Origin of the sequence: Streptomyces sp. NPDC091280, assembly GCF_044768565.1 — a bacterium.
Lineage (GTDB): Bacteria > Actinomycetota > Actinomycetes > Streptomycetales > Streptomycetaceae > Streptomyces.
On record NZ_JBIVUZ010000001.1, the window covers coordinates 503,061 to 523,651 of the forward strand.

The 20,591-nt window shown below is 70.5% G+C and carries 18 protein-coding genes; 6 read left to right on the top strand and 12 right to left on the bottom strand.

The features are described from left to right. Window positions 1-10: 10 nt before the first annotated feature. From ACIQPR_RS02335 to ACIQPR_RS02365, 7 genes are all read right to left on the bottom strand, one after another. Entirely contained in the window at window positions 11-1,177 is a 1,167-nt protein-coding gene (locus ACIQPR_RS02335) for a hypothetical protein (RefSeq protein WP_403640644.1), read from the bottom strand. Continuing rightward, window positions 1,174-1,965, bottom strand: coding sequence for a PP2C family serine/threonine-protein phosphatase (locus ACIQPR_RS02340; RefSeq protein WP_403640647.1), 792 nt, complete (start codon window positions 1,963-1,965; stop codon window positions 1,174-1,176). The genes ACIQPR_RS02335 and ACIQPR_RS02340 overlap by 4 nt, the downstream gene beginning before the upstream one ends. A gap of 3 nt (window positions 1,966-1,968) precedes the next feature. After that, a complete protein-coding gene (locus tag ACIQPR_RS02345) occupies window positions 1,969-2,730 on the bottom strand; it encodes a VWA domain-containing protein (RefSeq protein ID WP_403640650.1) in 762 nt (253 codons plus the stop codon). A gap of 26 nt (window positions 2,731-2,756) precedes the next feature. Next, window positions 2,757-3,683, bottom strand: a complete 927-nt coding sequence (locus tag ACIQPR_RS02350; protein WP_403640652.1) for a hypothetical protein — start codon at window positions 3,681-3,683, stop codon at window positions 2,757-2,759. Window positions 3,684-3,763: 80 nt separating this feature from the next. Then, entirely contained in the window at window positions 3,764-4,225 is a 462-nt protein-coding gene (locus ACIQPR_RS02355; RefSeq protein WP_403640655.1) for a hypothetical protein, read from the bottom strand. Then, complete coding sequence (locus tag ACIQPR_RS02360; protein WP_403640658.1) at window positions 4,212-5,195, bottom strand: serine/threonine-protein kinase; 984 nt, start codon at window positions 5,193-5,195, stop codon at window positions 4,212-4,214. Before ACIQPR_RS02360 ends, ACIQPR_RS02355 begins: the two co-directional genes overlap by 14 nt. Before the next feature lie 228 nt (window positions 5,196-5,423). Then, on the bottom strand, window positions 5,424-7,268 hold the full coding sequence (locus ACIQPR_RS02365; RefSeq protein ID WP_403640661.1) for a phosphoenolpyruvate carboxykinase (GTP): 1,845 nt from the start codon (window positions 7,266-7,268) through the stop codon (window positions 5,424-5,426). A gap of 318 nt (window positions 7,269-7,586) precedes the next feature. Between ACIQPR_RS02365 and ACIQPR_RS02370 the strand changes: the two genes are divergently transcribed. The 3 genes from ACIQPR_RS02370 (at window position 7,587) to ACIQPR_RS02380 (ending at window position 10,621) form a co-directional block, all read left to right on the top strand. Further along, entirely contained in the window at window positions 7,587-8,300 is a 714-nt protein-coding gene (locus ACIQPR_RS02370; RefSeq protein WP_403640664.1) for a hemolysin III family protein, read from the top strand. 114 nt (window positions 8,301-8,414) lie between these two features. Continuing rightward, window positions 8,415-9,983 carry a DHA2 family efflux MFS transporter permease subunit gene (locus ACIQPR_RS02375; protein ID WP_403640667.1) on the top strand — a complete coding sequence of 523 codons (1,569 nt, stop codon included), beginning with the start codon at window positions 8,415-8,417 and terminating at the stop codon, window positions 9,981-9,983. Further along, on the top strand, window positions 9,980-10,621 hold the full coding sequence (locus ACIQPR_RS02380; protein WP_403640670.1) for a TetR/AcrR family transcriptional regulator: 642 nt from the start codon (window positions 9,980-9,982) through the stop codon (window positions 10,619-10,621). Before ACIQPR_RS02375 ends, ACIQPR_RS02380 begins: the two co-directional genes overlap by 4 nt. A gap of 47 nt (window positions 10,622-10,668) precedes the next feature. Here ACIQPR_RS02380 and ACIQPR_RS02385 read toward each other — a convergent pair whose 3' ends face one another. Next, window positions 10,669-12,705, bottom strand: a complete 2,037-nt coding sequence (locus tag ACIQPR_RS02385; RefSeq protein WP_403640673.1) for a thioredoxin domain-containing protein — start codon at window positions 12,703-12,705, stop codon at window positions 10,669-10,671. A 147-nt stretch (window positions 12,706-12,852) separates the two neighbouring features. Here ACIQPR_RS02385 and ACIQPR_RS02390 point away from each other — a divergent pair, with 147 nt between their 5' ends. After that, on the top strand, window positions 12,853-16,047 hold the full coding sequence (locus ACIQPR_RS02390) for a tetratricopeptide repeat protein (RefSeq protein WP_403640676.1): 3,195 nt from the start codon (window positions 12,853-12,855) through the stop codon (window positions 16,045-16,047). 45 nt (window positions 16,048-16,092) lie between these two features. On the opposite strand, the gene ACIQPR_RS02395 is transcribed toward ACIQPR_RS02390, so the two are convergent. Beyond that, on the bottom strand, window positions 16,093-16,338 hold the full coding sequence (locus ACIQPR_RS02395; protein WP_403640679.1) for a hypothetical protein: 246 nt from the start codon (window positions 16,336-16,338) through the stop codon (window positions 16,093-16,095). Then, the gene (gene mca, locus ACIQPR_RS02400) at window positions 16,331-17,194 is read right to left on the bottom strand and encodes a mycothiol conjugate amidase Mca (protein ID WP_403642849.1); all 864 of its coding nucleotides are present in this window, start codon (window positions 17,192-17,194) and stop codon (window positions 16,331-16,333) included. Before mca ends, ACIQPR_RS02395 begins: the two co-directional genes overlap by 8 nt. 156 nt (window positions 17,195-17,350) lie before the next feature. Between mca and ACIQPR_RS02405 the strand changes: the two genes are divergently transcribed. Beyond that, a complete protein-coding gene (locus ACIQPR_RS02405) occupies window positions 17,351-17,749 on the top strand; it encodes a DUF4307 domain-containing protein (protein WP_403640682.1) in 399 nt (132 codons plus the stop codon). Between the two features lie 167 nt (window positions 17,750-17,916). After that, the gene (gene greA, locus ACIQPR_RS02410) at window positions 17,917-18,417 is read left to right on the top strand and encodes a transcription elongation factor GreA (RefSeq protein ID WP_403640685.1); all 501 of its coding nucleotides are present in this window, start codon (window positions 17,917-17,919) and stop codon (window positions 18,415-18,417) included. A gap of 146 nt (window positions 18,418-18,563) precedes the next feature. Here the strand turns inward: greA and ACIQPR_RS02415 are convergent, their stop codons facing one another. Then, entirely contained in the window at window positions 18,564-19,421 is an 858-nt protein-coding gene (locus ACIQPR_RS02415) for an ABC transporter permease (RefSeq protein ID WP_403640688.1), read from the bottom strand. Beyond that, window positions 19,418-20,434, bottom strand: a complete 1,017-nt coding sequence (locus tag ACIQPR_RS02420) for an ATP-binding cassette domain-containing protein (protein WP_403640691.1) — start codon at window positions 20,432-20,434, stop codon at window positions 19,418-19,420. The genes ACIQPR_RS02415 and ACIQPR_RS02420 overlap by 4 nt, the downstream gene beginning before the upstream one ends. Window positions 20,435-20,591: the final 157 nt, after the last annotated feature.

Below are 20,591 nucleotides of genomic sequence, written 5' to 3' on the forward strand. Positions count from 1 at the left end.
TCTGAAGGATTCAGAACCTCTGAAGGATCACCAGCAGGACGACCAGCAGGAGCAGCAGGCCCGCCACCTGTAGCGGGCCGAAGCGGTGGGACTCCGGCTCGGCCACCGGGGGTACCGGGACCGGGGCCGGCACCGGCTGTCGTACCGGCGGGTTGAACACGTCGTGTCCGGTCACCGCGGCGCGGGCGCACCACGGGCAGGCCGGGAGATGGGCGCCGTAGGTGTGGAGGGGGCGGGTGGGGCAGGCCCGGACGCGGGAGCGCTCCTGGTCGAGGGCGCGCAGCCAGACCTCGGCGCTCGGGCGGGCGGCGGGGGCGTGGACGCCGGGGCCGAAGGCGGTGTGCGCCAGGGTGAGGAGGCCGGGCGGCAGGACCGAGGGGTCTACGGTGCCGCGCGGGACGACGACCGCCTCGGGGCGGACGACGTAGGAGACGCTCGCGGCGATGTTGTCCTTGACCGTCGACTCGGAGGTGCTGGCGTGCGGGACCCCGCCGAAGGGGTGGTTGCCGGCCGTGAGGAGCTGGTAGATCAGCACCGCCAGCGCGAAGTTGTCGCTCTCCGGGGTGGCCGGGGCGCCCGACTGGCGTTCGGGTGAGCTGTAGTCGGTGGTGTGCATCAGGCACGGGAAGTGCTCGCCGGTGACCGGGTCGGTGAAGGCGATGGAGTCGCAGTCGAGGAACGTGACGAAGCCGTTGGCGTCGACGACGACGTTGCTCGACGAGAAGTCGCCGATGACCAGTTGGTCGTGGTGCATGCGGGCCGTCATGAAGGCGAGGTTCCAGGAGACGCCGAGCAGGAAGCGCCAGTCCGCGCGGTCCGGGAAGAGCCGCAGGCGTTGGGCACGGGTGAACAGGCCCACCAGCTGGACGTGTTGGGGTTCGCCGAAGCGGCGCATGGCGTAGCCGAGGAAGGTGTCGTCGGGGCCGCGGGCGACGGCGGTGGGCCAGGCGAGTTCGGGGGGCTGGTTGGCGTCGGTGGGGCGGGCCGCGAGGGGTGACATGGTCAGCATGCGGGCGAGGCGGCGCTCCAGGTCCGGTCCCGGGCGGTCGCGGTAGAGCTTGACCACGATCGTGTCGTCGCCCTCGACGGGGAAGACGGCCGCCTGGCCGCCGCCCTTGAGCGGGAGTTCGGCGAGGGTCACGGGCTTGCCGTCCAGGTGGACGACGCGGCCGGTCACGGGGTCACCGCGCGCACGGCCCGCAGCAGGGTCTTGTCGTCGCCGTTGAGACTGGTCAGCCGGTCGGAGCGGAGCAGCGCGGCGATGTTCTCGTGCGCGCTGTCGGTCACCGGCCCCGGGGTGTCCAGGGAGCGCAACACGGCTTCCACGAACGAGGTGTTGGGCTGCGGCGGGCCGCCGCCGGGGGTGGACAGCGCGGCCTGCGCGAGACCGTCGGTGGACAGCAGCACCCCGTCGACGCGCGGGTCCGCCACGCAGTCGGTGTGCAGTCGGCGGGGCGCGTCGGGCGAGGTGAGGAAGACGGTCTCGTTGCTGTACTCGCTGACGGCGGGCGGCTGCGGCAGCAGATGGAACTGCCGCTGCCCGTCCTCGGTTCCGGCGCGTACGACGACGAAGCCGTCGCCGACGCTGAGATGGCCGAGCCAGCCGGGGGTGAGGACGACGACGGTGAGGGTGGTGGCGTAGTCGGGTGCGGCGGCGCCGTAGGTGTCGAGGAAGATCTTGGCCACATCGTGGAAGGCGTCGGCGAGCAGGTCGTGGACCTCGGTGCCCGGTGGGCAGCCGGACGCGGCGGCGGCCCGGCGCCGGAAGTGCTCGGCCGCCAACTCGACAGCGTGCAGGGCCCCTTGGTCGGAGTGCGGGCGGCTGCCCGCGCCGTCCGCGACGGCGAGCACGGTCACCGGCGCGGAGGTCACATAGGTGCAGGCGTCCTGACAGGGGGTGCCGGTACGGCGGTGGCGGTAGCCCTCGACGCTCAGGCCGTGGACGCGCCAGGGCGACGCGGCCACCGCTCAGCTCTCCCAGGCCGGGCGCTGGGTCTTGAACTGGCTGAAGATCTTCTCGAAGACCTCGTCGCCCGCGCCTTTCTGCTCGGCGTTGGCGCTGGCCGACATCATCTGGAGCAGTTCGCGGAACGGGAAGCCCTGGATGCGCGCGTTGAACTTCGGCGCGAACGCCTGGAGCACCTGTTCGCCGCGGTCCGTGATGCCGCCGACGCCGATGGCGTAGAGCCGGAAGCGGCGGGCCTGTTGCTCCGCGGCGAGGACGGGCAGCAGCCGGTGCCACGAGTCGGTGAGGTGGCCGGTGGCGTCGGTGGGCAGGCCGTCGGTGACCAGGCAGATCTGCGGGCGGTAGTACTGGAGTCCGCAGGCGCGCAGTTCCGTCTTGCGGGCCGCGACGACCTGCATGGCCAGCTCCAGCGCCTCCGTCATCAGCGTCACGCCGGACGCGGTGAAGCGGGGCGCCTGGAAGGCGTGCGCGGGCACGAAGGGGCTCACCGGGGTGTGTGGGTCCAGGAGTTGGGGTCCGCGCCAGGCGCCGACGCCCCGGCCGCCGAAGGTGATCACGGCGACCTCGACGCTGTAGCTGAGGGAGACGTCGTCGTGGAGTTCGCGGGTCCAGTCGGCGAGCGCGTCGTTCAGCGACTGGATGGGCGCGCCCGCCATGGAACTCGACGTGTCGAGGCACAGCACCAGTGGCAGCCGTTGCGCGTTGTTCTCGAACTCGATGTCGGCGTACTCCGCCGGCAGGGTGGGCGGATATTCGCTGTGCATGGGTTCTCCTGGCGGTGGTTCGGGGGTCACGAGCCACCGCGGGCGTGGTGCCGGGCGGCGGGCGGGTAGGCGTACAGGACGTCGGAGTCGGGTTCGTGGGCGTCGGTGACCTCGACCTGTCCGCCGGGGTCGGGCGGGGTGCGGTCGGGTTCGGCCCACACCGCCCGGTACAGGACCTGGTCGAGTTCGACGTAGCCCTGCGGACGAAGTGCCGTACGGACGAGTGCCGTTCGGGACGGGCCGGTGCGGGGGCCGACCCGGCGGCCGGGGGACGGGGGCGGTGCGGGCGCGGGCGGGACGGGGCGGAGCCGGGCGGTGGTCTCCTCCGACCGGACCTCTGGCCCGACCTCCGCCGCGCCGGCCGCGCCCGCCGCGGCCAGGGCCGGGGCGCGGGAGCGCCGGACGGCCAGGAGGAGGCCGAGGAGGAGCAGGAACAGTACGGCGGTCAGGGCGATGAGCAGCAGGAGCAGGTAGTCCGAGGACTTGTGCTCGCCGACGGTGAAGGTATGGGTGTCGAGGTCGGCGACGCCCACGTCCTTGCCGATCAGTTGAGCGCCGGTGAGTGACTTCCGGAGCTGCCCGCACACGGCGTTGCAGTCACCGAGGGCATCCAGCGTCCCTTGGCTCAGCCCGTCGATCCTGGCGTCCCGGGCGACGAGCCGGTGGCCGGCCAGGATCAGCAGCGCGGTGCCGCCCTGGCCGGTGTGGACACCGGCCGGCACGCGCACCTGGAGGTTCTTGAGATCGCGGGGGATCTGGTGGCCCGCCTCGAAGTCCAGGGGCTCGTTCAGTGTGACCGTGACCAGGGCCCCGTCGTCGAGCGCCCCCTGCCAGCAGTCCAGCCGGGCCGGGAAATCCTTGCCGCAGGGGCCGTTGTCGGCAGCCGCCGGCCCGGCGGTAATCCACGCGATCAACAAGCCGAAGAGCAGGACAGCGAACAGCGTACGTCTCATGACGACCCCCCGTTGGCGCCCATAGTGGAGGCAACAGGGCCGTGGCCGAAAGGGGTTGACCGAGAATGCTCAATTCACTTCTACAGCTGGAAAACCTGATGGCAACGGGTGAACATCTGTCGCGCCCGTTCCACCCAATCACTGGCCAGAACATCGAAGTCGGACTGTGAGATCCGGCAGGTCAGCGGGAGGTCGCAGACTCCGGCGAGGCATGGCGCGGGTCCGCGCACGTCCCACACCGACAGCATCGGATTCAGCTGTTCGGTGTTCCACGCGTTGGACGCGGCGGCGGCGATGGCCAATTGATCCTTGCGCAGAGAATGACCGTCGGTGACAAAGGCGACGAGAAGTCTTTTCGTGGTCATGAAACGCACGGTGAGGGTGCGCCCCGACTCCTCTAGATCGAATTTCAGGGAGAGGGAATCGACATCGCTCTCGACGTGGTAATTCCGGCGGGCGCCCCAGGTGTGCGTCAACTGCCGCCAGGAGGAGGCGATGTCGTAGTCCCGGCCGGGCGGGATGGAGGCCTCAGGCGTCGCCACGGACCACCGCCCGGGTGACCATGTCGTCGGTGAGGCCCGCGTCCAGCAGGGCCTGCGCGTGCAGCAGCAGACAGGACGGCACCGGCAGGCTCGTACCGCCCGCGCGCCGGGCCGCGAGTTCGCCGCGCCGGACCTCGATGGTGCGGGCGACGGCGGGCGGCGGCCAGGGAGCGGTGCGCGGCTGGGCCAGCAACTTGCCCAGCAGGACGTCCAGTCGGGGCCGGTCGCCGGGCCGCTTGGCGAGGCACCGCGCCAGCAGCGGCCGTAGCCCGGCCGGTACGCCGTCCAGGTCGGGGTCGCGGTGCACCACCCGCAGGCTCACCCCCTCGCCCGAGCCGAACGGCGGGCGGCCGGTCAGCGCGTGGACGAGGACACCGCCCAGGGAGAACACGTCGGTGGGCGGGCCGACCGGCGCGGCCGTCATCTGCTCCGGCGACATGAACGGCGGGGTGCCGACGACGATTCCGGCCCGGGTCAGGCTCGGGGCGCCCTCGACGCGGGAGATGCCGAAGTCGATGACACGGGGGCCGTCCGAGGCCAGCAGGACGTTGGCCGGCTTGAGGTCGCGGTGGACCAGGTTGGCGGCGTGGATCGCCTGGAGCGCCTCGACGAGGAACGCGCCGAGCCTGCGCACCTGGGCCTCGGGCAGCGGGCCGTCCGCGCGGACGGCCTCGGCGAGGGACGGTCCGGGCACGTACATCGTGGCCAGCCAGGGGAGTTCGGCCTCGGTGTCCGCGTCCACCACGGCGGCGGTGTAGGCGCCGCTGACCAGCCGGGCGGCGGCGACCTCGCGGGCGAAGCGCTCGCGGAACTCGCGCTCGGCGGCCAGTTCGGGCCGTACAACCTTCACCGCGACCTCGCGGCCGGCCGGGGAACGCCCGAGGTACACCCATCCCATACCGCCGGAGCCGAGCCGTCCGACGATCCGGTACGGCCCCACGCTCAGCGGATCGCTGACCGGAGTGCGCACCCCGCTCACCTCACTTCGGGGTTCGTTGCGGGCTTTCGTTGCAAGTTGTCCCGAGTGTCTCCCGAAATACCGATCCGGGCGGAGGTGATGGGAGAAATAGCGGCCAACGGGTGGGGTCCCGCACGCCGTTGTGCGGGACCCCACCCGTTGTGCTGCCACCGCGGCCGGCCGTGACGATCTGCTGGTCAGGGCACATTCGGTAGAACCGGCCGCGGAGTTGCAGGGGGATCAGCCCAGGCGCTGCACCAGCGCCCGGTACTCGTCCCACAGTTCCTTCGGGGTGTGGTCGCCGAAGGTGTTGAGGTGGTCGGGGACCAGGGCCGCCTCCTCGCGCCACACGTCCTTGTCGACGGTGAGCAGGAAGTCGAGGTCGGCCTCGGAGAGGTCCAGGCCCTTGGTGTCGAGGGCGCCCTTGGCCGGCAGCACGCCGATCGGGGTCTCGACGCCCTCGGCGCGGCCGTCGAGGCGGTCCACGATCCATTTCAGGACCCGGCTGTTCTCGCCGAAGCCCGGCCACACGAACTTGCCCGCGTCGTTCTTGCGGAACCAGTTGACGTAGTAGATCTTGGGCAGCTTCGACTGGTCCCGGCCCTTGGCGACATCGACCCAGTGGCCCATGTAGTCACCCATGTTGTAGCCGCAGAACGGCAGCATCGCGAACGGGTCGCGGCGCAGTTCGCCGACCTTGCCCTCGGCGGCGGCGGTCTTCTCGGAGGCCACGTTGGCGCCGAGGAAGACACCGTGGTTCCAGTCGAAGGACTCCGTCACCAGCGGTACGGCGGAGGCGCGCCGGCCGCCGAAGAGGATCGCCGAGATCGGCACGCCCTTGGGGTCCTCCCACTCGGGCGCGATGATCGGGCACTGCGAAGCGGGCACGGTGAAGCGGGCGTTGGGGTGCGCGGCGGGTGAACCGGCCTCCGGCGTCCAGGAGTTGCCCTTCCAGTCGGTGAGGTGGGCCGGGGTCTCCTCCGTCATGCCCTCCCACCAGATGTCGTTGTCGTCGGTCAACGCCACGTTGGTGAAGACGGAGTTGCCCCACAGCGTCTTCATCGCGTTGGCGTTGGTGTGCTCGCCGGTGCCGGGCGCGACGCCGAAGAAACCGGCCTCGGGGTTGATCGCGTAGAGCCGGCCGTCCTCGCCGAACCGCATCCAGGCGATGTCGTCACCGATGGTCTCGACGGTCCAGCCGGAGACGGTGGGCTCCAGCATCGCGAGGTTGGTCTTGCCGCAGGCGCTCGGGAAGGCGGCGGCCACGTACTTCGACTCGCCCTGCGGGGGCGTCAGTTTGAGGATCAGCATGTGCTCGGCGAGCCAGCCCTCGTCCCGCGCCATCACGGACGCGATGCGCAGGGCGTAGCACTTCTTGCCGAGCAGCGCGTTGCCGCCGTAGCCGGAGCCGTAGGACCAGATCTCGCGGGACTCGGGGAAGTGCGAGATGTACTTGGTGGAGTTGCACGGCCACGGCACGTCCGCCTCGCCCTCGGCCAGCGGCGCTCCGAGCGTGTGCACAGCACGCACGAAGAATCCGTCGGTACCGAGTTCGTCGAGGACGGGCTGTCCCATGCGGGTCATGGTGCGCATGGAGACGGCGACATAGGCGGAGTCGGTGATCTCGACACCGATCGCGGAGAGGTCCGAACCGAGGGGGCCCATGCAGAACGGGACGACGTACATCGTCCGGCCCTTCATGGAGCCGCGGAAGATGCCCTTCTCTCCCGCGAAACTGTTTCCTTCTCCCGTAAAGATGGCCCGCATCTCGGCGGGGGCCTTCCAGTGGTTCGTGGGTCCCGCGTCGGCTTCCTTCTCGGAGCAGATGAACGTCCTGTCCTCGACCCGGGCGACATCGGTCGGGTCGGAGGCGGCGTAGTAGGAGTTGGGGCGCTTGATCGGGTCGAGCTTCTGGAAGGTGCCCTTTCGGACGAGCTCCTCGCTCAGCCGCTCGTATTCGGCCTCTGATCCGTCACACCAGACCACGCTGTCCGGTTGGGTCAGTTCTGCGATCTCGTTCACCCACGAGACCAGTTCTTTGTGCTGGGTGGGGATGACGGGGGGAGCCGCGATGTCGCGCGCCACGATTGCTCCTATGGTGAGGGATTTTGTCCTTGTTGCCCCGTGGGGGCCGCGACCCGGATGCTTCACGATGGTCGATCTTGGCGCTCATCCGGTGCCGACCGCACTCATTTGATCATCCGACTCACCTGCCCATCTGTCCAGAGGGCCTCACAGACGAGCGACGTGAGGATCGCCACGTATCGAGATGTTTTCCGTACGTCACCGAGGCTTCACCCCGGGTACCCGCGCATCGGGCAGCCATGAGAGAGTGGCCACTTCCAGCCCCTCATCTCGCCGCACTGACACGTAACTTACGGTTCCGTAGGTACGCTTGCGCGTATGACTGCGTCCGTCCCCGACGCGCCCACGGACACGCCGGCCGCCGGCCACGGTCCCTCCGCGCTCTCCCTCCCCGACCATGTGAAGCCGAAGCTGCGCGGCTGGCTGCATCTCGGCATGTTCCCGGCCGTGCTCATCTCCGGCCTGGTGCTCACCGCCCTCGCCGACTCGGCCCGGGGGCGTATCGCCTGCGGGATCTTCGCCCTGACGGCCTGCCTGCTCTTCGGGGTCAGCGCGCTGTACCACCGGGGCAACTGGAGCCCGCGCATGGACGGCATCCTGCGCAGACTCGACCACGCCAACATCTTCCTGATCATCGCGGGCACCTACACACCGCTGACCCTGCTGCTGCTCCCCGGCGCCAAGGGCCAGTGGCTGCTGTGGGGCATCTGGGGCGCGGCCCTGGCCGGTATCGCCTTCCGGGTCTTCTGGGTCGGCGCCCCGCGCTGGCTGTACACCCCCTGCTACATCGCGATGGGCTGGGCCGCCGTCTTCTTCCTGCCGGACTTCATGCGCACGGGCGGCATCGCCGTCCTGGTCCTGGTGATCGTCGGCGGACTGCTCTACAGCGCGGGCGGCGTGATCTACGGCATCAAGCGCCCGAACCCGTCACCGCGCTGGTTCGGATTCCACGAGGTCTTCCACTCCCTGACGGTGGCCGCCTTCCTCGTGCACTACGTGGGGATCTCCCTGGTGGCGTACCAGCACGGATAGCACCCCTCCGCTCTTTCCCGATGGCCACGGCTCCCGAGCCGTGGCCATTTTTCGCGTGTCCTGAAAGCAGATGCCCATTGACACTCACCACCTTTTGAGAGCTACTCTCACTTCATGGCTACTGTCACCCAGCACCACGACACGCGACGCGACCCGCGCCGCTGGTGGGCCCTCGGGGCCCTGGTCGCGAGCATGCTCACGCTCGGCTTCGACACGACGATCCTCAATGTCGCCCTGCCGACGATGGCGGGCGACCTCGGCGCCGGCACCGGCCAGCAGCAGTGGATGGCCGACTCCTACGTCATCGTCTTCGCGGCCCTGATGCTCCCCGCCGGACTCCTCGGCGACCGCTTCGGACGGCGCCGGATGCTGGTCGTGGGGCTCGGCATCTTCCTCGCCGGCTCCGTCGCCGGCGTCCTGGCCAACGACGTGAACTGGGTCATCGCGGCCCGCACGGTGATGGGAGTGGGCGCGGCCCTGATCACCCCGCTCGCCCTCTCCGTCCTGCCCTCGCTCTTCGGCCCGGACGAGCGCAGCAAGGCCGTCGGCATCATCTCCGCGGCCTCCTCCCTCGGCCTGCCGCTCGGCCCGATCATCGGCGGCTGGCTGCTCAACCACTTCTGGTGGGGCTCGGTCTTCCTGGTCAACGTCCCGATGGCCGCGATCGGCATCACCGCCTGCGTCTTCCTCCTCCCCGAGACCCGCGACCCCGCCTCCCCCAAGGTCGACGCCCTGTCCACCGCGTTCACGGCGGCCGGCCTCGGCGCCCTCATCTACGCGATCATCGAGGCGCCCGGCCGGGGCTGGGGCGACCCGCTGATCGTGAGCATGCTCGCCGGAGCCGCGGTGCTGATCACCGCGCTCGTGCTGCGCGAACGCCGTATGACCCGCCCCATGCTCGACATGAGCCTGCTCGCCCACCGCGGTTTCCTCTTCAACACGCTCGCCGCGACCCTCGTCATGTTCGTGCTGTCCGGCCTGCTGTTCGTGCTGCCGCAGTACCTCCAGGCGGTCCTCGGCAACGACGCGCTCGGCACCGGCGTCCGGCTGCTGCCCCTGATGGGCGGCCTGATCGTCGCGGCCCGCGCCGCGCAGCCGCTGGTCGCCCGGTTCGGCTCCCGCGCAGTAGTCACCGCGGGCCTCGTGGTCCTCGCCTTCGCCGCGGTGCTAGGCAGTCGTACGACGGTCGACTCCGGCTACGGCTTCACCGCGCTGTGGCTGTCCGTCACCGGCTTCGGTTTCGGCTTCTCGATCGTCCCCGCGATGGACGGCGCCCTGGGCGCGCTGCCCCGCGACCGGGCCGGCAGCGGCTCCGGGCTCCTCATGACGCTGCGCCAGGTCGGCGCCGCGATCGGCATCGCCCTGCTCGGCAGCCTGCTGGCGAGCACCTTCCGGGACCGCCTCGACGTCGCCGCCCTGCCCGCGAAGGCGGCCGACACGGCCGGGGAGTCCGTGGTGGCGGCCCACATCGTCGCGCAGCGGACCGGCTCGGCGGACCTTCTCGCCTCCGCGAACAGCGCGTACGTCCACGGCATGGGCCTGGTCCTGCTGGTGTGCGGCGCCGCGGCGCTCGTCACCGCCCTGCTGGCCGCGGCGTTCCTGCCGAACACGCCGGTCGCGGACGCCACGAAGGAGGAGCAGCCCCACACCATGGCCACCACCTCGGCGGATGCCGGACAATGAGCGACATGACGGCCGCACCCTCCCCCTTCAGCCCCGCCGACCGCCCCCAACTGGGGCTGCGCGAACGGAAGAAGATCAAGACCCGCGAGGCGATCCGCACCTCGATGTACGCGCTGGTCAAGGAACAGGGGTACGACGCGACGACGATCGAGCAGATCGCCGAGCGCGCCGAGGTGTCGCCGTCGACCGTCTTCCGCTACTTCCCCACCAAGGAGGACATCGTCCTCACGGACGAGTTCGACCCGCTGATCAAGGAAGAACTCCACGCCCGCCCCGCCGACGAGCCGTGGATGGACACCCTCCGCTACGTCATCCACAAAGCCGTCCGGCTCGGCTTCCACGACGACCTGGACATGGCCCGGCTGCGGACCCACCTCATGGTCCAGGTCCCGGCGGTGCGCTCGCGCATGATGGAGAGCATGTCGGTCACCGGCACCATGCTCTGCGAGGCCATCGGCGAACGCACCGGCCGGGACCCGGAAAGCCTGGAAGTACGCGTCTACGCCATGGCCCTCATCGGCTCCCTGATGGAGACGTCCCTGTACTGGGCGGAGACCGGCTACCGCGACGACTTCAAGGACCTGGTGGAGCGCACGCTCGATGTCATGGAGTACGGGTTGCCGGGCGGGAGGCCGTGAGGTGACGGCCCCCCTGGTCCGTCCGGGACGGCCACCCCTCCCCCGCCTCACGTGCTCAGCGCGGTCCGCAGCTGTTCGAGGTCGGTCGTCGGGGCGTCGCAGGTGAAGTGACGGCAGACGTACGCGGCCGGTCGGCCGGCCACCAGCGGCCGGTTCGCGAGCAGCGGCAGCTCGTCGCTCTCCGCGACCCCGAAGGCGACCACCGCACCGGGCGCGGTACCCAGAAGTGCCGTGCGGTGCAGGGCCTTCGCCGCCTCGTCGTCGAACGAGGGCGCTACGACGGCCACCTCGCGCGGCCCGTCGAGCTGGGCCTCGGCGACCGCGAGCCCCCACCCGATGAACCGCGGCACCCGCGGCCCGAGCGCCTTCACGACCCCCAACGCCCGCTCCGCGGCGCGGCGATGGGGTTCGGCGCCGGTCTGCGCCGCATAGCCGAGCAGCGCCCCGGCCGCCGCGGTCCACCCGGAGGGGGTGGCGTTGTCGGTCGGATCCTGCGGCCTGCGGATGAGCCGCTCGGCGTCGGCGGCGGTGTCGTAGAGCGCCCCCGACTCGTCGACGAACCCGGCCAGCACATGGTCGAGCAGGAACCCGGCGAACTCCAGCCAGACCCCCTCCCCCGTCACGGACGCCAGCGCGAGGAAGCCCTCCGCGACATCGGCGTAGTCCTCCAACACCCCCGCGTTCGCCCCGACTTGCCCGTCCTTGCTGGTGCGGGCGAGCCTGGCGTGCTCGTCCAGGTGCAGCCGTACGAGGAGATCGGCGGCGGAGACGGCGGCCTCGACCAGGTCCGGCCGGTCGAAGTAGGCGCCGGTCTCGGCGAGCGCGGCGACGGCGAGCCCGTTCCAGGCGGCGACCACCTTGTCGTCACGGCCGGGCGCGGGACGGCGTGAACGGGCCGCGAGGAGACGGCTCCTGACCGACTCGATCCTCTGGGCGTCGAAGACCCCCTCGCTCTGCGGCAGTTGGAGAACGGACTGCCCCTCCTCGAAGGTCCCGTCGTCCGTCACCCCGAAGTACTGCGCGGCCAGCTCCGCGTCCGCCTCGCCCAGCACCTCGGCGAGCTGACCCGGCGTCCAGACGTAGTAGGCGCCCTCGACATGCCGGCCGGACCCGGTCCCGTCCTCGCTGTCGGCATCGAGGGCGGAGGAGAACCCGCCCTCCGCTGTGCGGAGTTCACGCACCATGAAGTCGGCGGTCTCCAGAGCGACGCGCCGCGCCAGCTCCGACCCGGTGCTGCGCCACAGGTGCGCGTAGACGCGGCAGAGCAGGGCGTTGTCGTAGAGCATCTTCTCGAAGTGGGGCACCACCCAGTCCCGGTCGACGGAGTACCGCGCGAACCCTCCCCCGAGCTGGTCGTAGATCCCGCCGCGCGCCATCCGCTCACAGGTGTCCCGCGCCATCTCCAGGGCGCCCTCGGAGCCGGTGCGGGCGTGGTGGCGCAGCAGGAACTCGATGACCATGGACGGCGGGAACTTGGGCGCCCCGCCGAATCCGCCGCGCTGCGGGTCGTACTCGCGGGTGAGCCCCAGCAACGCCTGCGCCAGCTCCTCCTTGCCGGGGGCCTCGGTGCCGCCGTAGTCGATCTCCCGCCCGGCGAGATCCCGGGTGATCTTCCCGGCGACCTCGGCGACCTCGTCCCGCCGGTCGGTCCAGGCGGCCCGCACCCCTTCGAGCACCTGCCGGAAGGAGGGCATGCCGTGCCGGGGCGTCGGCGGGAAATAGGTCCCGAAGTAGAAGGGCTCGGCATCGGGCGTGAGGAACACGGTCATGGGCCAGCCACCCTGACCGGTGGCCGCCTGCACGGCTTCCATGTACACGGCGTCGACATCCGGCCGTTCCTCACGGTCGACCTTGACGCTGACGAAGTGCTCGTTGAGGTAGTCGGCGGTGGCCCGGTCCTCGAAGGATTCGTGGGCCATGACGTGGCACCAGTGGCAGCTGCTGTACCCGACACTCAGCAGGACAGGCCTGTTCGTCCTCCTGGCCTCGTCGAATGCCGCTTCCGACCACGGCCACCAGTCGACGGGGTTGTCGGCGTGCTGGAGCAGGTACGGGGACGTCTCATGGGTCAGTCGGTTCGGCATGGGCCCATCGTGCCCGACGCGCGGCGCGGCTCGCAGGACGGCCTGCCGCCCCCGCACGGCGAACGGGTGATCGTCGCCCTCTCGCGCTCCCGCCCCGCCCGAAGGACACTCATAGGCCAGGGAGTTGCCGCCGGAGGGGGACGTGACATGCGGGACAGCCATCGGACCGATGCCGAGCGGCTGTTGGCTCGGGCCGTGGAGGAGGAGGTGCGGCGCTCCGGCGGGCGCGTCGAGGGGCAGGTGCTGCTGGCGCGGTCCCGGGCCGCGCTGGACGCCATGGCGGAGACGGCGGCCGAGGAGTACGCGGCCTACACGGGGGCGCTCGACGAGGCGGCGGCCGGGCAGCTCACCTTCGGGCAGCGCTACGCCCGGGAGGGCGGCGGAACTCCCTTACTGGTGGCGGGTGTTGCCGCGGTCGCGGCCGTCGTGGCGGACCTCGCGCTCGGCACCGGCGCCGGTCCGGCGGTCGGGGCCGGGGTGGCCGTCGGTGTCGTCGGCGCGGCGGCGACCGTCGTGAAGGTGACCGCCTCCCATCTGCCCGCCGCGCATCACCGGGCCGGTGCCGCCAACCAGCCCGGCGGGCCGGAGCAGTTGCGGTTGCAGTGGCTGACGGCGCTGGAGGTGCGGGGCATCCGGCCGTTCCTGGACCAGCAACGGGTTCTCGCCGCCTCCACCGGCCCGACGAAGAAGCCGGGGCCGCGGCTGCGCGGTTCGGACAAGAGCGCGGCGGCCCGCAGGCGCAGTGTGCTGGAGCAGTCGTTCGGTCAACTCCCCGAACCCGTCGGGGTGTTCGCCGGTCGGCGGGCGGAGCTGGGCCGCATCCGGCAGCTGGTGCAGGCGGCCCGCGCGAGTACCGAGACCCGGCCGACGGTGGTCGTGCTGCACGGCGCGCCCGGCTCGGGCCGTACCACTCTCGCGGTGCGGGCCGCGCACGATCTGCGGGACCAGTTCCGCGGCGCGTGCGTGGTGGATCTGCGCGGCGACAGCCCCGGGGAGTCCCCGCTGCCCACCCGTGACGCGCTGCTGCACCTGCTGAACCGGCTGGGCGCGCCCCGCGAGCAGCTGCTCTTCCGCGAACGCTCCTCCCCCGACCAACAGGTCAAGCGGCTGGGCGAGTTGTACCACCAGCACCTGACCGGGCTCCCGGTGACGATCGTCCTGGACGACGCCTCCGACCCCGGGCAGGTGGCCACGCTGGTCCCGGAGCGCTCCGACAGCCTGGTGATGGTCACCGCCCGCAAGCCCCTCGACCTGCCGGCCGAACTGTCCGCCTGGGTGCACCAGTTGCCGGTGGAGGTGCTGGACGCGGCGGGCGCGGAGGAGCTGTTGGGGGCGGCGGCGCAGGACGGTTCGGAGCCCTACGACGCCGAATCCGACCAGCGGATCAGGGAGTTGTGCGGCGGACTGCCGCTGGCGCTGCGGATCGCCGGTTCGTCCCTCGGCCCGCGCTCACCGGGCCGACTGGCCACGGATCTGGCCGCGTACGGCCCGGTCGAGCCGGTCGAGCGGGCGCTGTGGCTGCGCTACACCGACCAGTCGGAGCAGGGCCGCAGGCTGCTGCGGCGACTGGCCCTGGCGGGCCGGGCCTCGCTCGGTGCCGCGGCGGCCGCCGCCCTGCTGGCCACCGACGAGACGGAGGCCACCCGCCATCTGACGGCCCTGTCCCGGGCCGGCCTCATCGACCATGTACGCGGCACCCGTTACCGCCTGCACGACCTGGTCCGCGCCTTCGCCCAGGCCCGCCTCCTCGACGAGGAGGAGTCCTCCGAACGTACGGCGGCGCAGGAACGGCTGATCGTGAACTACGCCGAACTCGCCGACTCCGTACTGCGGTTGGTCGACGGCAACATGTCGACGCGCTCGGACCGCTTCGGCCCGCACGGCTTCACCTCGCTGGACGAGGCGCTGCGCTGGCTGGACGACGAGTCGAGCTTCATCACCTCGACGCTGCGGCACGCGGAGGGCGTCGACCAGGGCGCCGTACTGAATCTGCTGGGCGCGCTGTGCGACTACTGCCTGCTGCGCGGCGACCTCTACCGGCTGGGCGAGATCAGCGAGTTGGCGCAAGCCGTCGACCAGGGACTGCTGGTCCGCTCGGTGCAGTGGCGCACGGGTATCGCGGCCCGGCAGCTCGGCGAACTCGACAAGGCGCGCACCACCCTCACCTCCGTGGTCGACCTCTACATGGAGGCCCACCACGACGCGGGCGCCGCGCGCGCCCTGTGCTCCCTCGGCATCACCCTGCACCACCAGGGCAACCTCACCGAGGCGGCGGCACGACTGCGCGAGGCCCTCGACCTCCAGGCCGCCCCGCAACTGGCCACCGACCGCGCCTGGACCATGCACGCGCTGGCCGCCGTGGAACGCGACCGGGCCCGACTCCCCGAAGCCATGCGGCTGTTGACCGAGTCCCTGGTCCTGCACCGGGCCGGCGAGTCCGTGCACGGCGAGGCGTGGGCCCACTTCCAGCTCGGCCAACTCGGCCTGCGCATGGGCGACATCCCCCGCGCCGAGTCCGAACTGACCACCGCCCTGGGCCTCTACGGCCGTACCCGCGACGCCCGCGGCGAGGCCTGGGCCCTCACCCAGCTGGCCCGGGCCCGGCTGGTCGCCGGCGACCCGTCCCCGGCGGTGGACGGCCTGCGCACGGCGGCCTCCCGGCACCGCGACAACGAGGACGCGCGCGGCGAGGCCTGGACGATCTACTACCTCGGCCAGGCCCTGGAGGAGACCGGCAACCTGGACCTGGCGGTACGCGAACTGGAACGCTCCCGCACCATGTTCTCCCGTATGCGGGACGTCTACGGCCTCGCCTGCGCCCGGCACCACTCGGCGCGCGTCACCCGCGACCAGCGGGCCGCCCAGACCGGTTCGCTGCGCAACTCCGGATTCGCCCGCCAGCTCCTCGTCGACGCCCGCGCCGACTTCCAGCGCATCGGCGTCGCCCACGGCGAGGCGTGGACCTGCCTGGAACTCGCGGTGGTCGACGCGGGCAACGCCCGTACCCCCCAGGCCCTGGCCCTCTGCGACGAGGCCCTGGGCCTGTTCACCTCCTACGGCGACGAGCGCGGCGAGGACTGGGCGCGCTTCCTGCGCTCCACGCTCCTGCCGTACGCGGCGCCCGGCGGCGTCGAGGTCGGCACGGCGGTCGCCCAGGAGGAACTGGCCCAGCTCGCCCGCACCCGCCATCGCTCCCGCGACGACAAGCTCGACGACTACGTGGAGGCGTATCAGCTGCTGCTGGAGCGGGGCGTGAACCTGGAGGCGGGCTGGCAGGCCTGGCGGCTGGGCATGGTGCCGAGCCGGCACGCCCGCGAGGTGATGGGGGTGGCGGTGCCGTAGCGCCCCGCGACACCCCCGACACGGGCCCGGTCCCGGGCCCGCCCGCTAGCTCTGCTTGGCCTTGGGTTCGGCCGGGGCGGCCTCGGAGCCGTCCGCCGGATCCGGGGCCTCCTTGAAGTCGACCTTGTTCATCTGCTTGCTCATGGACTTCATCAGTCCCCATACGGCCAGGGCCATCACCGCGAAGACGATGAAACCGAGGACGCCGGGGGTGACCTTGTTCTCGTCGACCTCGGCGAGGGGGACCAGGTGCGTCATTGCCAGGGCTGCGCTTGAGCTCATATCAGGCATTGTCGCGGATGCCCGCAAAGAGGTCGTCCTCGGGGAGGGAGGTAGCGACCAGAGCCTTCGCGAGCTCGTACTCCTCGGTCGGCCAGACCTCCTTCTGGATCTCCATGGGAACCCGGAACCAGCCGCCGTCGGGGTCGATCTGCGTCGCGTGCGCGAGCAGCGCCTTGTCCCGGATCTCGAAGAACTCGGCGCACGGGATGTGCGTGGTCAGCGTGCGGTCCCGCATGGTCCCGGACTCTTCCCAGCGCTTGAGCCAGTCCCCGTACGGCGACTCCAGGCCCCGCTCCAGCAGCGCCTTGTGCAGTGCCTCGGTGCGCTGCCGGTTGAAGCCCTGGTTGTAGTACAGCTTCTGCGGCCGGTACGCCGGGCCGTACTCCCCCTCCGGGTACTTCTCGGTGTCCGCCGCGCCCTCGAACGCCACCATCGAGATCTTGTGGGTCATGATGTGGTCGGGGTGCGGGTAGCCGCCGTTCTCGTCGTAGGTGGTGATCACCTGCGGACGGAAGGCGCGGATCTGCTTCACCAGCTCACCGGCCGCCTTGTCGACGTCCTCCAGCGCGAAGCAGCCCTCGGGCAGCGGCGGCAGCGGGTCGCCCTCGGGCAGCCCCGAGTCGACGAAACCGAGCCACTCCTGTTTGATGCCCAGGATGTCGCGGGCCTCGTCCATCTCCTTCTTGCGCACCTCGTGGATGTGCTCCTCGATGTACGTGTCGCCCTGGAGCTTGGGGTTGAGGATGGAGCCGCGCTCCCCGCCCGTGCAGGTCACGACCAGCACGTCCACCCCCTCGGACACGTACTTCGCCATGGTCGCCGCGCCCTTGCTCGACTCGTCGTCGGGGTGCGCGTGGACGGCCATCAGTCGCAGCTGGTCAGTCAAGACTCAATCCTCAGTAAGTCGGCGCCCCGGTGTCTTGGGGTGCGATCGGCCCTCCTATAGTGACCGAATCGTGGGGCGAATAATTCCGGGGGCCGGATTCGAGAACCCGCGGAGCCCGCTGCCGGGAGGACGATCATGAGTACGGCGAGTACGCGACTGCCCGAGGGCCGCTACGGCCGCTCGTCGGACGAGCGTGCCGACCACAAGCTCAAGATCGCCGGTGCCGTCCTCGCCACGGCCCTGCTCGTCCTCGTCGGATACTTCGCGTACCACTATGTCGTCGAGGCCAAGATCAGCGCCGAGGTGATCACCTTCCAGGCCTCGGACAACGAGGTCAAGGTGCATCTGGAGGTCCACAAGGACTCCGGGACCACCGGCTACTGCACCCTGCGCTCCCAGGCCGCCGACCAGTCCGAGGTGGGCCGCGCCGACTTCCACTTCGGCGGCTCCGCGACCCGCATCGACAAGGTCGTCACCCTGCGCACGACGGCCAGGGGCACCACGGCCGAGCTGCTGGGCTGTCACTCCGACTGACATCACCCCCGTTGTGTAGGCCTTGACCTGCGTTGACGTATTTCTGACGGCTTATGTCCTCCCCTTGACGCCGTTGAATTGTTAGGCTCGTGGTTTCGCCCTTCCATGAAGGAACAGTCTTCTGGGTAGGGCGATGCTTTTATTCCCAGTACCTACGAGGAGCACCTGTGACTCAGACCAGCGAAGACGTCACCTGGCTTACGCAGGAGGCGTACACCAAGCTCAAGGAAGAGCTGGCGTACCTGTCTGGTCCCGCGCGCGAGGAGGTCACCGCGAAGATCGCGGCTGCTCGCGAGGAGGGCGACCTGCGCGAGAACGGCGGGTACCACGCGGCCAAGGAAGAGCAGGGCAAGCAGGAGCTCCGCATCCGCCAGCTGGTCCAGCTCCTGGAGAAAGCCAAGGTCGGCGAGGCTCCGGCGTCGGCGGACGGCGCGGTCGCGCCCGGCATGGTCGTCACGATCGCCTTCGACGGCGACGAGGACGACACGATGACCTTCCTGCTGGCCTCGCGCGAGTACGCGAGCGCCGACATCGAGACCTACTCGCCGCAGTCCCCGCTGGGCTCCGGTGTGCTCGGCCACAAGGTCGGTGAGGTGGCGCAGTACGAGCTGCCCAACGGCAAGCAGGCCTCGGTGACGATCCTGAAGGCCGATCCGTACAACGGCTGACCTGCGGGACCTGACCTGCGGGACGAGATCCTGGGGACCAGACCCACGGGACCAGGCCTGCGGGATTACGAGCCTCCGCCCGGCTTCGGCTTCGCCTCGACGAGCCCCCGGCCGCCCTCGCGGCGCCGGGGGTTCGTCATGTCCCCTCAGGCCGTCGCCGAGCGGTACTTCCGTACCGCCAGCGTCCGGAATATGAGGATGATCAGGAGCGAGTAGATCAGCGAGGCCCACACCGGGTGGACCATGGGCCAGGCGTCCGAGGGCGACTGTCCCGGGTTGGCGAAGAGCACCCGGCAGGCCTGCACGGTGGCGCTGAACGGGTTCCACTCGGCGATGTGGCGCAGCCAGGGGGTCATATTGCTGGTGTCCACGAACGCGTTCGAGATGAACGTCACCGGGAAGAGCCAGATCAGCCCGCCGGAGGTGGCCGCCTCGGGCGTGCGGACGCTGAGGCCGATCAGGGCGCCGATCCAGGTGAAGGCGTACCCGAGCAGAAGCAGCAGGCCGAAGGCGCCGAGGACCTTGCCGGCGTTGGTGCCCCCGTCCGAACCGACCCGCCAGCCGACCAGCAGGGCGACTATCGCGAGGACCAAGAGAGTCAGCGCGGTCTGCACGAGGTCCGCGAGCGTCCGCCCGGTCAGCACCGCGCCGCGCGCCATGGGCAGCGAGCGGAAGCGGTCGATGAGGCCCTTGTGCATGTCGTCGGCGATGCCCGCGCCGGAGCTGGCGGTGGCGAACGTGACGGTCTGCGCGAAGATGCCTGCCATCAGGAAGTTCTTGTAGTCGGTGGCGCTGGTGCTGCCGCCGATCTGCATGGAACCGCCGAAGACGTAGGTGAACAGCACCACGAACATGATGGGCTGGATCAGTCCGAAGATGACCATCTCCGGGATGCGGGACATCCTGATGAGATTGCGTCGGGCGACGACCAGGGAGTCGTGCACGGACTGGCCGAGCGCGCTGCTCGGTGCCGCGATCGGCACGGCGTCGGTGACGGCACTCACTTCGCGGCCTCCTTCTTGTGCTTGCGGTCCTTGGTGTCCGGGTCGGGGTCCGCGCCGTTGTCCTCGGTCTTCTCCTCGGCCAGGTGGCCCGTGAGGGAGAGGAACACGTCGTCGAGGGTGGGGCGGCGCAGGCCGATGTCGTCGATCTCGATGCCCCGGGTGTCGAGTTCGCGGATGACCTCGGCGAGGAGCTTCGCGCCGCCGGTGACGGGCACGGTGAGCTTGCGGGTGTGCTCCTCGACGGTGGTGTCGCCCTTGCCGAAGCCCTGGAGGACCTCGGAGGCGATCGGGATGTGGTCGCGCTCGTGCACGACGACCTCGACGCGCTCGCCGCCGGTGCGGGCCTTGAGCTGGTCGGAGGTGCCGCGGGCGATGACCTTGCCGTGGTCGACGACCGCGATGTCGTGCGCGAGGTGGTCGGCCTCTTCCAGGTACTGCGTGGTCAGCAGCAGGGTCGTACCGCCGGAGACGAGCTGTTTGATGACCTCCCACAGCATCTGGCGGTTGCGCGGGTCGAGACCGGTGGTCGGCTCGTCCATGAACATCACGGGCGGGGAGACGACCAGGGCCGCCGCCAGGTCGAGTCGGCGGCGCATGCCTCCGGAGTAGGTCTTGGCCGTGCGGTCGGCGGCGTCCGCGAGGTTGAACTGGTCGAGCAGCTCGTCGGCCCGGGCCTTCGCGGCCTTGGCCTTCATCTGGTAGAGCTGGCCGACCATCTGGAGGTTCTCCCGGCCGGTCAGGTACTCGTCGACGGCGGCGAACTGGCCGGAGAGACCGATGGAGCGCCGCACTTCGTTGGGCTGCTTCAGTACGTCGAGTCCGGCCACGGTCAGCTTGCCGCTGTCGGGGCGCAGGAGGGTGGTCAGACAGCGGACGGCGGTCGTCTTGCCCGCGCCGTTGGGCCCGAGCAGGCCCAGCACGGTGCCCTCGGGGACATCGAGGTCGACGCCGTCCAGAGCTTTCACATCGCCGAAGGTTTTCACCAGGCCTTCGGCATAGATGGCGCCTGGCATATCAGTCTCCACGTCGTCGGGGATTCTTCGAAAAGCCTAGGTTTGTGTCTTTTCTTCTGCCTGTTCGGGTGTTTTGCTCGGCCCGTGGCAGCGGCATGCTGTCGCCTGCGGGCGACATGAGACACACCATAACGCGATGTATCGCGTCTCTCAATGG

Bases quoted from the DNA above. Each gene is read 5' to 3' on its own strand.
- ACIQPR_RS02345 (WP_403640650.1), bottom strand. From the start codon at position 2,730: ATGCACAGCGAATATCCGCCCACCCTGCCGGCGGAGTACGCCGACATC.
- ACIQPR_RS02350 (WP_403640652.1), bottom strand. From the start codon at position 3,683: ATGAGACGTACGCTGTTCGCTGTCCTGCTCTTCGGCTTGTTGATCGCG.
- ACIQPR_RS02370 (WP_403640664.1), top strand. From the start codon at position 7,587: ATGACTGCGTCCGTCCCCGACGCGCCCACGGACACGCCGGCCGCCGGC.
- ACIQPR_RS02375 (WP_403640667.1), top strand. From the start codon at position 8,415: ATGGCTACTGTCACCCAGCACCACGACACGCGACGCGACCCGCGCCGC.
- ACIQPR_RS02380 (WP_403640670.1), top strand. From the start codon at position 9,980: ATGAGCGACATGACGGCCGCACCCTCCCCCTTCAGCCCCGCCGACCGC.
- ACIQPR_RS02385 (WP_403640673.1), bottom strand. From the start codon at position 12,705: ATGCCGAACCGACTGACCCATGAGACGTCCCCGTACCTGCTCCAGCAC.
- ACIQPR_RS02390 (WP_403640676.1), top strand. From the start codon at position 12,853: ATGCGGGACAGCCATCGGACCGATGCCGAGCGGCTGTTGGCTCGGGCC.
- ACIQPR_RS02395 (WP_403640679.1), bottom strand. From the start codon at position 16,338: ATGCCTGATATGAGCTCAAGCGCAGCCCTGGCAATGACGCACCTGGTC.
- mca (WP_403642849.1), bottom strand. From the start codon at position 17,194: ATGGCCGTCCACGCGCACCCCGACGACGAGTCGAGCAAGGGCGCGGCG.
- ACIQPR_RS02405 (WP_403640682.1), top strand. From the start codon at position 17,351: ATGAGTACGGCGAGTACGCGACTGCCCGAGGGCCGCTACGGCCGCTCG.
- ACIQPR_RS02420 (WP_403640691.1), bottom strand. From the start codon at position 20,434: ATGCCAGGCGCCATCTATGCCGAAGGCCTGGTGAAAACCTTCGGCGAT.